The 14,121-nt window shown below is 64.5% G+C and carries 11 protein-coding genes; 5 read left to right on the top strand and 6 right to left on the bottom strand.

Annotation, left to right across the window (positions count from 1 at the left end; translation table 11 throughout):
- Positions 1 to 255 precede the first annotated feature (255 nt).
- Positions 256 to 804, bottom strand: a complete 549-nt coding sequence (locus V4558_14880) for a hypothetical protein (protein ID MES2306785.1) — start codon at positions 802 to 804, stop codon at positions 256 to 258.
- Between the two features lie 81 nt (positions 805 to 885).
- Here V4558_14880 and V4558_14875 point away from each other — a divergent pair, with 81 nt between their 5' ends.
- Positions 886 to 1,737, top strand: coding sequence for a tetratricopeptide repeat protein (locus V4558_14875; GenBank protein ID MES2306784.1), 852 nt, complete (start codon positions 886 to 888; stop codon positions 1,735 to 1,737).
- Between the two features lie 2 nt (positions 1,738 to 1,739).
- Positions 1,740 to 3,260 (top strand): AMP-binding protein, encoded by a 1,521-nt coding sequence (locus V4558_14870; GenBank protein MES2306783.1) that lies wholly within the window; start codon positions 1,740 to 1,742, stop codon positions 3,258 to 3,260.
- 24 nt (positions 3,261 to 3,284) lie between these two features.
- Here V4558_14870 and V4558_14865 read toward each other — a convergent pair whose 3' ends face one another.
- From V4558_14865 to V4558_14855, 3 genes are all read right to left on the bottom strand, one after another.
- Entirely contained in the window at positions 3,285 to 5,501 is a 2,217-nt protein-coding gene (locus V4558_14865) for a DUF5916 domain-containing protein (GenBank protein MES2306782.1), read from the bottom strand.
- On the bottom strand, positions 5,498 to 7,741 hold the full coding sequence (locus V4558_14860) for a S41 family peptidase (protein MES2306781.1): 2,244 nt from the start codon (positions 7,739 to 7,741) through the stop codon (positions 5,498 to 5,500). The genes V4558_14865 and V4558_14860 overlap by 4 nt, the downstream gene beginning before the upstream one ends.
- A gap of 78 nt (positions 7,742 to 7,819) precedes the next feature.
- Positions 7,820 to 8,539 carry an SGNH/GDSL hydrolase family protein gene (locus V4558_14855; protein ID MES2306780.1) on the bottom strand — a complete coding sequence of 240 codons (720 nt, stop codon included), beginning with the start codon at positions 8,537 to 8,539 and terminating at the stop codon, positions 7,820 to 7,822.
- 129 nt (positions 8,540 to 8,668) lie between these two features.
- Here V4558_14855 and V4558_14850 point away from each other — a divergent pair, with 129 nt between their 5' ends.
- Positions 8,669 to 9,220, top strand: a complete 552-nt coding sequence (locus V4558_14850) for a Uma2 family endonuclease (GenBank protein MES2306779.1) — start codon at positions 8,669 to 8,671, stop codon at positions 9,218 to 9,220.
- A gap of 76 nt (positions 9,221 to 9,296) precedes the next feature.
- On the opposite strand, the gene V4558_14845 is transcribed toward V4558_14850, so the two are convergent.
- Positions 9,297 to 11,498, bottom strand: a complete 2,202-nt coding sequence (locus V4558_14845; protein MES2306778.1) for an alpha-N-acetylglucosaminidase — start codon at positions 11,496 to 11,498, stop codon at positions 9,297 to 9,299.
- A 212-nt stretch (positions 11,499 to 11,710) separates the two neighbouring features.
- On the opposite strand from V4558_14845, the gene V4558_14840 reads away from it, so the two are divergent.
- A complete protein-coding gene (locus V4558_14840) occupies positions 11,711 to 12,985 on the top strand; it encodes a M20/M25/M40 family metallo-hydrolase (protein MES2306777.1) in 1,275 nt (424 codons plus the stop codon).
- 120 nt (positions 12,986 to 13,105) lie between these two features.
- Here the strand turns inward: V4558_14840 and V4558_14835 are convergent, their stop codons facing one another.
- Positions 13,106 to 13,579 carry a hypothetical protein gene (locus tag V4558_14835; protein MES2306776.1) on the bottom strand — a complete coding sequence of 158 codons (474 nt, stop codon included), beginning with the start codon at positions 13,577 to 13,579 and terminating at the stop codon, positions 13,106 to 13,108.
- A gap of 205 nt (positions 13,580 to 13,784) precedes the next feature.
- Here V4558_14835 and V4558_14830 point away from each other — a divergent pair, with 205 nt between their 5' ends.
- A complete protein-coding gene (locus V4558_14830) occupies positions 13,785 to 14,117 on the top strand; it encodes a PadR family transcriptional regulator (protein MES2306775.1) in 333 nt (110 codons plus the stop codon).
- The last annotated feature ends 4 nt before the right edge of the window (positions 14,118 to 14,121 follow it).

The following is a 14,121-nucleotide window of genomic DNA, read 5'->3' as shown; positions in this document are numbered from 1 at the left end:
GTCGCTGATGCCTGATAAGCGTGAGGTCGGAGGTTCAACTCCTCCTTGGCCCATAGATCTCCGCCCCGCCGGGATGGTACCGGAGGGGCGGTTTTCTGTTCTGGCGGGTGATGGGGACTCCTTGGTGGTGCCGCCCTTGGGCGGCACGGGTATCCGCGTTACCGGAAGCCGCGAAGCTCAACTCGACGGGAAGACCCGTGCCGCGCAAGCGCGGCACCACCGGGGCATTCTCCCGCCCGCGTTCTCCTTCTCGATCTACGGATCTCTCCCACTCAGCAAATTCCTCAACCCGCCGATCTGCACCTCGAGCTCCCCATGCCAGGCGCAGGTGCCGCGCTGGGCGAAGGCCGAGCGGACCAGGGCGGCGGTGCTCCGCGATTCATCCATGATGTGGGTCGCCGCCTTCGCCAGCAGCGCGCCCACCTGCGAGCAGGCGCGCGAGGCACGCCAGGCATCGAGGAGCGCCACGGCGGCGGCGTGCTGGTACTCACCCGTGGGCGAGGTGACCCATCGCCTCGCCGCGAACACGGCATCCCGGGCCCTGCCATCGACCGGGCAGGTACTCTCGAAGCTCCGGATGCCACGATCGACGCACCACGCCGCGAACGCGATCCGGGCCCGGGTCGCACATTCCCCCGACAGGTGATCGAGGACCCAGAGGCACTGCTCCAGCCCGTGTGAATCGATCAGGGACGCAAGCTGATGCGCCCGGTCCGGGGGGTAGCGGAGCTCGTAGACAGCGAGACCGGGCCAGTGCTTCAGGGCGCGGACCGCCGAATCGTGGACGAGGAAATCTCGATTCATCACGCTTGGGACGGAGAAGCGGCCTCGGCGTGCACGGGGGGGCGCATTATCCTTTCACCATCCCCCGCACCGGAGCACCCCATGACTGCCACGACACCAACGGTCGCGCTCTTGCTCGCGTCCCTCGCTCTCGCCCCAACCCTCTCAGCCCAGGCCACCCGCGCCGACTCCTTCACCGCCGCCGCGACCATCGACGCCTCGGGGAAGCACACGGAAGCCCGTGCGATCTATTCGGCGCTGATCAAATCGGCCCCCGACGCGGCCCTCCGCGCTGCCGCCACTCGCCGCCTCGCCGTCTCCTATGCCTACGACGGCAACTGCACCAAATCGACCGAGCTCGAGGAGCAGGTCCTCGCCTACTGGGCCTCGCGCCGCGTGGCCGAACCGCAGAATGCGCACAACCAGGAAGGCGAGATCGCCAACGAGGCCGCTCGCATCTGCATCGACAACGGCGACCTCGATCGGGCCGAGAAGCTCTATCGCCGCGGCGCGGCCCTCGGCCTGGCGGAGCCCGAGCCCCGCACTCATGCCAAGGCGCTCTGGGATTATCGCCTCGCCCACGCGCTCGGTCGCCTCGCCGCCCGTCGCGGCAACGCGACCGAGGCGAAGCACTGGGTCACCGAGGCCCGGCGGCTCCTCGATTCCGATACCACGCTCGCGAAGGCGCAAGAGGTCTACTACCCCTACCTCGTGGGCTACGTGGCGCTTTACACGAACGACCTCGCCACGGCCGAAGCGAACTTCACGCAGACGATGAAGTCGCTCCCGAATGATCCCTTCCAGGTCGTGCTGATGGGGATGACGCTGGAGAAGAAGGGCGATACTGCGCGCGCTCGTGCGCTGTTTCAGCAGGCCTACGACAGGTCGACCGGAGCCACGCTGCCGCAGATCTATTCGCGCACCTTCACGGCCAAGAAGCTCGGCCTGCACTGAGCGTGCTCCTCCACCACCAGTTCCTCCGCACCGCCAAGACCGCCGGTGGCCGCATCGCTATTGTCGATCGCACCACCGGCACTCGCCTTTCATACAGCCGCACCCTGGTGGCGTCGCTGATTCTCGCCGAGAAGTTCAGGCAGGGCGACGAGGGATTCATCGGGGTGATGCTCCCCACCTCGGCGGGGTGCATCCTCTCGGTGCTCGGGACCCTGCTGAGCGGTCGCACGCCGGTGATGATCAACTACTCCACCGGCGCGGCACAGAACTGCGAATACGCCCGGAAGAAATGTGCCTTCCGCACCATTGTTACCTCGCGGGCACTGCTCAAGAAGATCAATTGCCCCGAGTTGCCCGGCATGATCTTCATCGAAGATCTGATGAAGCAGATCACCGCCCTCGACAAGGCAAAGGCGAAGCTCCGCTCGCTCTTGCCGCTTTCCTTGCTGCTGAAGAGCGTGCACGGCGGCTCCGAGAACGACAACGCCGTGGTCCTCTTCACTTCGGGCTCCGAGCGCGACCCCAAGGCGGTGCTCCTCACCCACAAGAACATTGTCGCCAATCTCGCGGGCATCGCCGAAGTGATCGAACTCAGCTCCGACGAGATCTTCCTCGCCAATCTGCCGCTCTTTCACGTCTTCGGTCTCACGACGAACATGTGGCTGCCGCTGCGGTACGGGATGAGCATCGTTACCTACGCCAATCCGCTCGAGTTCAAGACTATCTGCGAGATCATCCGCGAAGAGAAGGTCACCTTCGTCGTGGGGACGCCGGTCTTCATGTGGGGCTACCTCCGCAAGTCGGAGCCCGGTGACTTCGCGTCGTGCCGGATCATGCTCACTGGCGCCGACAAGACGCCGGAGTCGTTGCGTCAGGAATTCTTCGAGAAGCACCAGCTGGTATTGCTCGAAGGCTACGGCTGCACCGAGACATCGCCCGTCATATCGGTGAACCTCCCCGGCAGGAATCGCCCCGGTTCCGTGGGGCTGCCGCTTCCCAACGTGAAGGTCCGGCTGGAGCACTACGAGACCGGCGAGACCTGCGCCACGGGCGAGATCGGCAAGATCCTGGTGCAGGGAGACTCGGTGACGCCGGGCTATTTCGATGACTTCGAGGCGACGGCCCAGAGCCACCGCCATGGCTGGTACGACACCGGCGATATGGGATACCAGGACGCCGAGGGATACCTCTGGCACGTGGGGCGACTGCGACGGTTCGTGAAGATCGGTGGCGAGATGGTGTCGCTGATCCGGGTCGAGAACGTGTTGGAGCAGTTCCTCCCCGAGGGTGTCGCCTGTTGCGTGGTCGAAGTGCCGGATGGCGTGCGTGGCGCCAAAATCATTGCCGCGGTGTCACAACAGGTGGACGAAGCCGCCGTGCTCAAACAGATGTCCAGCGAGCTGCCCAACATCGCGCTCCCCAAGGGATTCGTGGTGATCGAGGAGATCCCCACGATGGGAAGCGGGAAGATCGACTTCCGACGGACAACCGAAATGGTGCGGGAGATGGTGCAGTCGGCATAGACGCGGGAAGCCCGGGCCGCGGCGCTACCACACCAGCATATGCGAGTACTTCACCAGCAGTGCCTGGTTCTGCTCGACCGGCAGGCGAGGGCCGAGGGGGAGGAAGCGGTCGCGGTCGCTGTTGGTGGCGTTGTTCGCAATCACATACAGATCGCGACCCTCGGCGAAGCGATAGCGGGCGCGGAGATTCCCCGCGACAAGTCGCGCCGCCCGATTGTATTGCACGAAGGCCGCAACCGAGAACCGCGTAGTAAACGCTGCCTGCAACCTGAACTGCGCCAGGTCGGCATTGAGTACCTGGTTCCGACTCCCGAAGCGAATGCGATTGCGCTCCAGCGAGGCACTCGCTTCGAGGCGGGGGGAGATGGTCCAGGTCGGTCGCAGGAACAGGTCGAACTGCTGTCCGTCGTAAAGCTTGCCGACCGTCAGGGAGGTGCTGAGCCGGAAGGCGTGCCGCGAGTCGGTCGAAAATCCTGCGTTGAATGCACTGAACCGGTAGGACCCGGCCGGCACGGTCGCGTCGTCTGGCAGGAAGAGCCCGTCGGGGAGCAGTTCCACATTGCGGATGAGTCCGACGTATCCGGAACTCCCGGAGCGCAGCGTCGCGGCCACGTAGCCAGCGTTATAGCTGCTTTCAGTCGTTCCGTCGGCATTGCCGGCGTAGCGAAACGATGTCAGGTTGGGCTGGATGATCTGGAAAATGGATTTGGGGCCCGGATTGATGCCGTAGTGCGCCTCACCGTACCAGAGCGTGTAGTCGTTGCGCGGGAAGAAGCCGAGCCCCGGGGCGAACTCCTTGCCGGCCCATTGCACGCCGGCTCGATAGGTGAACCCTTCCGACTCCAGACTGGGCGGTCGCTCGATCCCGACCTGCATCAGCCGGCTATCCCATCCATGACTGGGGAGCCGGTCATCCGCTGACTGCCCCACATTGAAGAGGGCATAGTCGCGCGGGAGCACCCGCACGTGGCCGTCGATCGCGTACGCGGTATTGTGCTGCCCCGGAACGCCGAGCCTGGTTGTCGCGATGGCACCGACGGTCGACTGATCGTTGAAAATCTGACGTCTCACCCGCCAGACACCGAGGTTTTCGCTCTCCGATCCATCGGGGATGGCCGCCTGCATGTCGAGTGCTCCGACATCCCAGCCGCCGACCCGACCGACAAGCCGCGCCCCACCGTAGATCCGCAGCGGTCGACCATCGTCGGCGAGGCCGATGCGGCGACTGTAGAACATCGTCTCCGGTCCGCCGAGGCCGCTCAGGTCGACGGCAAAGATTCCCGCCCCCTCCTGGAAAAATTGACGCTTCTCCTCGAACGAAAGGTCGAAGCGAGTGAGGTTGACCTGCTGGTCATCGGACTCGACCTGGGCGAAGTCGGTATTCGCGGTGAGGTCGAGATTGAGGTTCGAGGTGAGGGCGACCTTGAGATCGCCCCCCAGCTCGCGAGTCGTCGACCGCGAATGCACGATGCTGCTTCCGTCAGCCGACGGGTCGTTGGTTGAGGCGACTCCCGCCAACAGGTACGGAGTCAGGTAGGCCGGTCGCGTCGGCCGCACCCCTTCGAGAATAACGGCCTGTGCGAGCGAGGGCTGCGCATCGGCGTTCGGGAAGTGAGGATCGACCGCCGGAAAGGTCGACCACTCGTTCGACTCCGTGATGAACCGGGTAATCAGCAGGCCCATCGTGACCTGATTGTTGACGACCTGAAAGCGGAGGGACGACAGGGGAATCCGCATTTCGAGCGTCCAGCCGGAGGCGCTGCGCGCTGTGGCCACGCTCCAGACGCTGTTCCAGCTTTCGTTCACGACGGCGCCATCGGCCGACACTGCGGCATCGTACTGTGCGCCTGCGGGATTGGTGCGGAACTCGACGCCACTCTGCCGATCGTGATACGGATCGAGCAGCACCCGGAACCAGTCGTCGACACCGAGCCCATCGCGCGTCAGCGTCTGGGAGCGGATCGCGCGCGCATTTCGCATGCCCAGCCGCGCGCCGATGTACACATCGTGATCGTCATACCCGATCCGCACCTCGGCGGATTCGGTCGGCGTGGCTCCTGCCGTTGGGCGGAACATCGTCAGCGGCAACACGTCAAGCGTCAGCCAGGCGGCTTCATCGAGAATCCCATCGAGTCGAATTGGTGTCGAGACCCGATGCAGCGTCAGTGACTGCGCCTGCAGTCCGGTAGCCGCTGCGGTGCAGCAGAGCGCGATGGCGGCGGCGCGCGTGAGGCAGATCACGGCTTCACTGGGGCCCTGGGAAGCAGGTACTGGATGGCGCGGTCGAGGACTTCATCCCGGCCGGCGCGGATGCCCTTGAGGGTGGGGCGGACGAAAATATCTGGCTGAATACCCACTCGCTGCAGCGCTCGGCCATCGACATGGGTCACGCTCTGCCCCGTGAAATAGACGGTCACGTCACCGGAAAGCGCGACGTTGGTGACATCTCCATTTGCCCCCATCGTCGGCGACCCGATCACGAGCGACTGGTTCGCCGCCTTGAGAAAGAGCACCGTGTGCTCCGCCTGACTCAGGCTGCGCTCATCCACGAGTACCACCGTCTGACCGCGATACCGCGGCCCCTTCGGGCCGGGGAGATACTGCACAAATGATGTGGTGGCCCAGCTGGTGGAATCGGGCGACATCACCAGCCGCCGATCGAAACGGGCAGCGGCAACGTGCTGCTGTTCGGTGAGGCGCGCGGCGATCGCCCATACGGTGCCTTGGGGATAGCCACGATCGTCAAAGATGATGGCTGTCGTCTGACTGAACATCGCGAACATGCTGTCGACCATCTGCACCGTCAGTCGGGAGAGATCGGCATACCCGATGTTTCCCGGCAAGAGTCGCAGGATCGGGCCGAAACGCGGAGATCCGAGAAAGGCGGCCATCTCCGACGTCCGGGGGACGGTCAGCGTGCGCACCCGACCGCGGCGATCGTTCACAACGACCTGGGCCGCGCCAGGCGGGCCGGAGAAAATCCCGCGTGCCACAAGGGCATCGAGCGACTGCGGGGTGGAGTGCGGGATGTACGGTGCCAGTCTCGCTCGTTTCGCCGCCGCGCTCTCGCCGTCAACCCGCAGGATGACGTCACCTACGGCGAGTCCGCTCGCGCGCGTCGCGGAGTCTCCACCGACCGAGACGACGACCGGTACGCCGCCGATGTATTGCACGTGTGCGGCGACGTAGGCGGTGCCGTAGTGACTCTCCATCGTCGGCGAGATGATGAAACCGTGCGAGTCGTGGATCCTGGTCGCCATCGTCGCGACGCCCAGCACGTATTCCATCGAGTCCCGTGCTGACTCCATCACCCGAATGCCGGCGGGGAGCACGGCATCCCAATTCTCGCCGGTAAGCGCGAGGTATGGATAGAAATAATGAATGGCGTTCCACCACTGATAGGCGGCGAGCACCCGATAGCCAGTGGAAGGGAAGGGCGCCTCCGGCAACGCATTCGCCATTGATACCGCAGCTGCGGGCGTCATTGTCTGGCGTGGAGGTGTGCTTGCGCGACGTGCCAGCATCACTGCTGCAGCAAGCGGGGCATCATCACCCGCACCACGCGCGACCGCGGTGTCGGCCACGACACCGGCGAGCTCGCCTACCCGGATCGTGGCGTGCACCCCCTCGCCGAGGTCGACTTCGTATCCCTCGGCAGTGGCCGCGAGAAGTCGCGAATCGCCCTCGACCACAATAGCCGCCTGACCATTCTCCCGAAGTGCCAGGACGATGTCAGGGATGTCCGAGTCGGGGTTCATCAGGAAGGCAATCGGACCCCGAGCGGCGCCGCGACCGGCGGGGAAGCGTTTCCCCGGTCGCTCATAGGTGCCCGACCAGTAACGCCCGGTCGTCGTGCCGGATTCCGACCGGAAACCATCGTGCAGCCGCCGAAGCATCGGTGGCATCGCGGTCGCCACCGCAGGAAGCAGCGAGTCCAGGCCAGCCACCGCAAAGTGTGCCGATGCGTTGGCCGCATCGGCGGAGCCGCTGCCCCGCACGTCGAAGACGAGGTGCGTAGCGCGCTGGATGTCTGCAGATAGCTGCCGCACCGCTCGCGTCGATCGATTCGTCCATTCCGGAATGCGAATGATCAGGGTGCTGTCGACTCCTGCAACACTCCACGATGCCGAAACTGCGGCTGGAGCACCGGGCGCTGTCACCGCGGGTGAGTCGATGTGCGTGGCAGGATCGTGCAGCGTGGCGAGCAGGCGGCTTACGGCGGCGGAGTACTCCTCCCGGCTTCCGGCCGCACGCACGGCGTCGACCGCGATCGTCGTGTTCGCGTCCCAGTCACGACTCCCTTCCGCGAGGGCGGGATGGAAATACCTGACGACGCCCCAGAGGTGGCCGAGCGAGGTGAGGCGCGCGATGCGAATCGAGTCGGCGGCGGGACGTTGTGCTTGCGCGGGACGCACCAGCGGAAGCAACAGCGACAAGGTCACGGCCAGCCGGCGCGACACGTGTACAATGTTCCAGACCATTCCTTCCCCTCCTCGCTTCCCTCGTTCCCTTTCCCCCTTCTTCTTCTCCCTTCCCCCTTCTCCCTTCTCCCTTCTCCCTCACCCCATTTTCACGACCCTCATCCACTGCGCCGCAATCGCCTGATGCCCGGCAAGCGTCGGATGGACGCCGTCGGCCGCCCAGTATGCCGGCCCGGACTTCTTCGCGAGATCAGTGAGATAGTCGTGCAGCGGCACGAACGTCGCCCCGGCACTCTTCGCGACCCGCTTCGCCGCGGCGCGGTAGTGATCGAACTCCGGAAACCAGGTGTCATCCACGGCCCCGACGCGCAGGACGAACGGCTCCATCACGACGAGCCGGATCTGTGGCAACGCGCTGCGCGTATTCGCGAGTAGCTCGTTGTAGCCCGACTCGTACTTGGCTGGCGTGCCGTCGTAGTTCTTGTTGCGTGTGTGCCAGATGTCGTTGACGCCGATCAGGATCGACAGGAGATCCGGCGCCAGCGCGATGGTATCGGCCTGCCAGCGCGCAGCCAGGTCGGGCACCCGATGCCCACTGATGCCGCGATTGAGCACCTGAAGATCCGCCGCCGGGTTCCGCTCGCGAAGTTCGGCCGCGAGGAGCAGGGGATAGCCATTGCCGAGGCCAGCGATGTCGTTCGCGCCGGTCTTCGCGCGATTGCGACCGGCGTCGGTGATCGAATCGCCCTGAAAGAGGATGGTCTTCACGGTGCCGCGCGCCTCGAGTCGGGGAATCGACCAGCGGGTCGCTGCCATGGCGACGGCAGATACGGAGATGAATTCGCGACGGGATGGCATTGAGGCTCCTCGGGGTAGTGCGTAATAAGGTACCGCCGGCCGCTGGACTGTGCGTTGGCCGTGAGCCGCGGTCGATCACCTTGGGTAGATGTCGCCCACTTGCCGCCTATCCGCTGCCGAGACGATACTATGTCCATGCCGCTCACGAGCTATTACAGCGCCGAGGATGTTCGCGCCCTTCCGGACGACGGGAATCGCTACGAAACCGTTCACGGCGAGCTGCTGGTGACTCCTGCGCCCGGCGGCAAGCATCAGTTCGTCCTCGGGCGATTGCGGTACGCGCTCGATACGTATCTGCGCGCGCACGGCATTGAGGACTTGCTCGTCTCACCTGCCGACATCTCGTTCGGCGACGACACCCTGGTACAGCCCGACCTCTTCGTGGCGGACCTCGCCGGGTTCACCCAGACGTGGCGCTGGAGTGATATCCGGACGCTGTATCTCTCCGTCGAAGTGCTCTCCCCCTCGAGTAGCCGCGCCGATCGCTTCACCAAGCGCCGACTCTACCAGGAGCAGGGAGTGCCGACCTACTGGATCGTGGATCTCGATCAGCAGCTGGTCGAAGTCTGGACCCCCGATGCTCGGTTCCCCGTCATCGAGCGCGAGCGGCTGGAGTGGCGGCATCCGGGTATTGCGACCCCGTGCAGCATAGAACTCGAGCGTCTCTTCGCGGGCGGGTAGCAGCTCCTTCGACTGCGCTCGCCTGCGGCTCGCTTCGCTCAGGATGACAATCGGCCCGTCGCCCAGCGCCCATTGATCACCGATACTTCCTCCACAACGCCCGCGTCATCGCGATCTCGTCGCCTTTCGTCATCGTGGCGAACGGCGCGCTCCCCTTCGACCACCGCTGCTCCCAGTCACACATGGCGCTGGCAAACGGCTTCCGATCGAACGGCGTCCCGGTGTCGAGCGAGTGATTCAGCGCAGCAAAGAACGCCTCCCATCGGGGCAGGAAGTAGCCGCTGAACATTCCCTCCCACTCCTTGAAGGCATAGAGATTGAGGTCGTCGTTCTGACCCTCGGTGCACTTGGTGCCCCAGAGGGTGATGATGTTCCGTGCGTTCCATTCGTAGAGGTGTCGCTCGGCATCGGTGCTGCCCCAGCGCCTGGCATCCGCAATCCACTTGCCCAGGAGAAATTCCTCGCGCGTCCCGACGAGGGCATCGAGGTCGCGCAGCAGCGTGGTGATGTCGTGCTCTGCCGCGAGTAGTGCCGCGCGATCGCGCTTGTTGAAGGCACTCTCAACGCGGTTCACGTAGGTGATGCCGCGTTGCCCCAGGACCTGTCGTGCCAGGTTCACCAGATCGTAGCGATAGGCATCGTTCGCGCCGAGCTGTGGTGCGGCGCTCAGCAGCGAGTCGAGCGCCTGTTCCAGAAGCTTGCCATCGTACGGCGCCACGGGCTCGGTGCGATACGCGCTCCCCTTCGAATAGAACCCTGGCCGCTCCGCGAGAAAGTTCCCGGTCTGCGCTGGCGATTTGAATGCCGTGCCGAGCAGGAGTTGCCACGCTGACCACGCGGCGGTATTCGCCTTGCCATAGCGTCGCGCGACGTATTCCCGCGTCCACCCCTCGATGGCCGGTACCCGGGATCGCCACGTCTGGTCCATCACGAAATCGGGGACAATCGGGTTCACCCCGAGCCCCTCCATCATCATTCCGAGGCCGCTGAGCTTCCCCTTGGCCGGGCTCGCGAGGGCGCTGTCGAGATTCGTCGCGATGCTCGGCAGATCGCCGTTGACACTGACCTTGCCGCCGAAATTGTAGAGCACGTTCCAGATCCACGGCTTGCCGTAGAAGGCCTGGCGCTTCTGCCACACCGGGTGGCGATCGCCCCAGAGATCGAGCACGATCATCCGGTCGTCGGGAACCGCGCCGAGGAGGGCACGGGCCTGTGGCTCCTGCCAGAACTTCGCCTGGTAGTAGAGGAACCATCCCTGCAGGATCCAGGTCGCGTCGGGGTCGCCCGAATGCATCGAGTTGTAGATGGTGCGGCCCATGCCAGCGAGAAAGGTCGAGTCGTTCGACGGCGGATCAATCTCGTTGAACGGATCCGCAGCATAGAGATGATCGGTGCCGAAGAGTTCCCTCTGCCGCTCGATGAAGCGCTTCCCGATGCGCTGGAAGAGTGGATCGAGCGGATCGAGGAACCAGGTGCCCGAGAAGCCGGCCGACCAGTCGCCCGTGCGATGGATCTTCGCCGCAGGGAACACCTGCTTGATCGCCTCGGGGACGTGCCCCGTGAATCCTTGCAGGACCGGCTTCATCCCGAGGGAGCGCTCACGCGCCAGGATTTGTCGTTCGAGGGTGATATGGCTGTCGATCCACGAATCGGGGAGCGGGCCGCCGAGTCCATCGATGTTGCCCATCCATCCCCACGGCAGGTAGGCGGGGCCGACCAGGAACGCGGCGATCTGATCGCGGCTGAAACCCACGTCACGCAAGGTTGCGCGCCAGACGGCCTCCTGACCGGTCACGGCGAGGGGCATGTTGATTCCCTTGAGCGCCATCCAGTCGATCATCCGTTGCCAGTCCGCCCAGTCCCACCACGCCATCGAATAGGAGAAGGTGCAGTAGTTGAAGAAGTAGCGCAGCAGGAACTGGGTGCTCTGGCGCACCTTCCGTGGCACCGGCTTCAGCGGGCCCGCGAGGTGAATCGGCTTGAGCGGAAGCGAGACGTTCACGCCCGCGACCTGCTCGAGGTACCAGTTGAGCGCCGAGGCGATGGCGACACCACTGCTGCCACGCAGCGCGATCTTCCCGCCGCTGTTCTCCACCTCGAAGACATCATGACCTGAAGAATCGGGAATCATGGCGACGACAAATCCGCTGGCCTTCCCGGGGACTACGCGTGCGATCAGCGCTTTCGCTGCTTCCAGGTCGACCGGAGCGAAGGACTGCGCGCCGGCCGGCGCGATACCCAGCGCTATCAGGGTGAGGAGGGTGCAGCTGCGACGCATTGCGGCTCCGGACATGTCGTGGGATGACCGAAATATCATCCCTTGGGCCCGCCTTACCAAGTTGCATCCTGGGCGACAGATTAATCTCCGGGACTGAGCGTGGCTCCTTCGACTCCGCTCGCTGCGCGAGCTTCGCTCAGGATGACAACACTTTGGCCCTTCTCTAGTCGCTAGTCTCTAGTCTCTAGTACCCTTCTCCCCCTCAGGTGCTCATGCTGCGCACGCTTCTCTGCATCGCCACGCTTGCCGCCACGACCCTGCCCGCCCAGGAGCCGAGCTACCCCTCGGCCTGGAATCCGTCGATCCTCGCTCGCGCTGACGTGAAGGCCGCGTTCAAGCATCTCGAGCAGGGCTTCCCGAAGCAGGTGGATGAGTGGGTCGCGATTACCGAAATGGTGGGGAAGTCGCGGCACGAACAGCAGCGCGGCGAGTACGTGCGCAAGGCGATGCTGGCCGAGGGGCTGCGGGTCAGCGTCGATTCACTCGGCAATGTGACTGGCATCAGGAAGGGAAGCGGCGGCGGGCCGACCATTGCCTTCGCTGCCCACATGGATATCGTGCACGACCTCGACATCTCGCTCAAGGTGCGGCGCTCAGGGGACACTCTGCATGCCCCTGGCGTGTGGGACAACAGTGCGAGCGTGGCCAATATGCTCGCCACGATCCGCGCGCTCAATGCGGCGAAGCTGGTGACCAGGGGCGATCTGATCTTCATTGGCACCGTGCAGGAGGAGATCGGGATCCGCGGGATGGACTACTGGCTCAAGCACAATCCGCGTCCTGACCTGCTCATCGCTATTGACGGTGGCCTCGGGCCGGTGAGCTATGGCGCCCTCGGCATCTACTGGACCAGGTATTTCTACACGTCGCCAGGGTCGCACACGCTGCTCTCGCGGGGAAAGCCGACGCCGGTCAAGGCGCTGGCAACTGCCGTCGATGAGCTCTACCGGTTGCAGTTCCCGCCGCTCTCCGAAGGCGCCGTCATGAACATCGGGCAGGTGCACGGCGGGGTGATCTTCAACGGCATCCCGCAGGAGCTCTACTTCACCGTCGACTTGCGCTCCCCCGACCCGGTGCTGCTCGATTCGCTTGATCGTCGCATCGAGCAGATCGCCCGCTCTGCGGCGGAGAAGGAGAAGGTCGGCTTCCGTGTGGAAATCGACACGCGCAATCAGGCGGGCGGGACGACCGCGATGCTCGCGGGGGCGCGCGCCCATCCATTGGTGCAGACAGCGGTCGATATTCAGCGTGCTCTTGGTATCAGTGTCGGGATGCCGGGGGCCGCGGAGGCGGTCGCGAGTGGCGCCACCGATGCGAACCCGGGTGTGGTGCGGAAGATTCCGAGTATTGCCGTCGGCCGTGCGTATGGGGCCAATGGGCATACCGTCACCGAATGGGCTGATTGGCCGAGTGCGCTGCCCGCGACGAAGATGCTGGTCCTGCTCGTTGCGAGTCTCGGAGATGGGGCGAAGGGGTTGGTGCCGTGAACAGAGACTAGAGACTAGAGATTAGAGACTAGTGACAACACAAAGGCCGGCATCGGAACGCGATGCCGGCCTGAGTGCTTCAGCTCTAATCACTAGTCTCCAATCTCTAGTCTCTGTTCCTTACTTCGGCTTCCTGGTTCCCTCAACGCGCAGGTTCACCAGCGAGTCGGCGCCCTTGATGTTGTAATGCGCGACTGTGGTGCCGGTGACCTTGTCGCCGACGAAGTGGAAGGTCGAATTGGTCCGGACCTTCACGCCCTTGCGCAACACGCTTTCATACTCCGGCCCGGTCGACATCACGCTGTCACCCATGACCATGATCGAGAGCTTCATCGGCTTCCGCTTGGGGAGGTTGAGCATCCAGCCGGCGGTATCGGCCGACGCCACCACGGTGTAGTTGACGAGGGCGCTATCGCTGGTCGCCGACATCGTCTTCATATCCCAGGTGCCGGCAACGGCATTGAGGTCGACCGGCGGCGGGGCCGGCGGCGGTGCGGCCGGCTCGGCGGCCGGTGGGGCCGGGGCCGGCTCCGGCTCCTTCTTGGCACAGGCGATCAGCAGGGTAGCAGACAGGACGACGGCCAGGCGGCGCATGCGGAACTCCGAGTTTGAGGGGCGAGACCTAAGATACCGCAAAATCGGATACCAATGAGGGAGAAGGGAGAAGGGAGAAGGGTGAAGGGTGAAGGGTGCAGGGGTCCCCCGCTTCTCCCTTGTCGCTTCTCCCTTCTCTGTTCTGCAACCCTTTCCTCCCCTCATCCGTCTACAGGAGATCACCTCGCACCGTGGGAGACCTCCGATGCCCGAATCCGCCGCCGAACTCCTTCAGGGAACCCTCGCCCTGCTGATCCTGCAGACGCTGAGTCGTGGCCCGGACCATGGCTGGGGCGTGGCCCAGCAGATCCAGGACCGGTCGCGCGAGATCCTCACAGTGAACCAGGGTTCGCTCTACCCTGCGCTGCACCGGCTAGAGGAGCAGGGGTGGATCGAATCGGAATGGGGGATCTCGACCAATAATCGGAGGGCCAAGTTCTACCGGCTCACCACGGTCGGGCGCAAGCAGCTGGTGCGCGAGACTCACACGTGGACCCAGTTCGCCAAGGCGGTGCACTGGGTCCTCCAGCCGGTGTGAGGGG

This window comes from Gemmatimonadota bacterium (genome assembly GCA_040388535.1).
Taxonomy (GTDB): domain Bacteria; phylum Gemmatimonadota; class Gemmatimonadetes; order Gemmatimonadales; family GWC2-71-9; genus Palsa-1233.
The sequence above is the reverse complement of the archived record's forward strand: the minus strand, read 5'-3'. Positions and strand labels throughout refer to the sequence as shown.

Excerpts from the sequence above, each read along its gene's own strand:
- V4558_14880 (MES2306785.1), bottom strand. The coding sequence starts at position 804 with ATGAATCGAGATTTCCTCGTCCACGATTCGGCGGTCCGCGCCCTGAAG.
- V4558_14875 (MES2306784.1), top strand. The coding sequence starts at position 886 with ATGACTGCCACGACACCAACGGTCGCGCTCTTGCTCGCGTCCCTCGCT.
- V4558_14860 (MES2306781.1), bottom strand. The coding sequence starts at position 7,741 with ATGGTCTGGAACATTGTACACGTGTCGCGCCGGCTGGCCGTGACCTTG.
- V4558_14855 (MES2306780.1), bottom strand. The coding sequence starts at position 8,539 with ATGCCATCCCGTCGCGAATTCATCTCCGTATCTGCCGTCGCCATGGCA.
- V4558_14850 (MES2306779.1), top strand. The coding sequence starts at position 8,669 with ATGTCCATGCCGCTCACGAGCTATTACAGCGCCGAGGATGTTCGCGCC.
- V4558_14845 (MES2306778.1), bottom strand. The coding sequence starts at position 11,498 with ATGCGTCGCAGCTGCACCCTCCTCACCCTGATAGCGCTGGGTATCGCG.
- V4558_14840 (MES2306777.1), top strand. The coding sequence starts at position 11,711 with ATGCTGCGCACGCTTCTCTGCATCGCCACGCTTGCCGCCACGACCCTG.
- V4558_14835 (MES2306776.1), bottom strand. The coding sequence starts at position 13,579 with ATGCGCCGCCTGGCCGTCGTCCTGTCTGCTACCCTGCTGATCGCCTGT.
- V4558_14830 (MES2306775.1), top strand. The coding sequence starts at position 13,785 with ATGCCCGAATCCGCCGCCGAACTCCTTCAGGGAACCCTCGCCCTGCTG.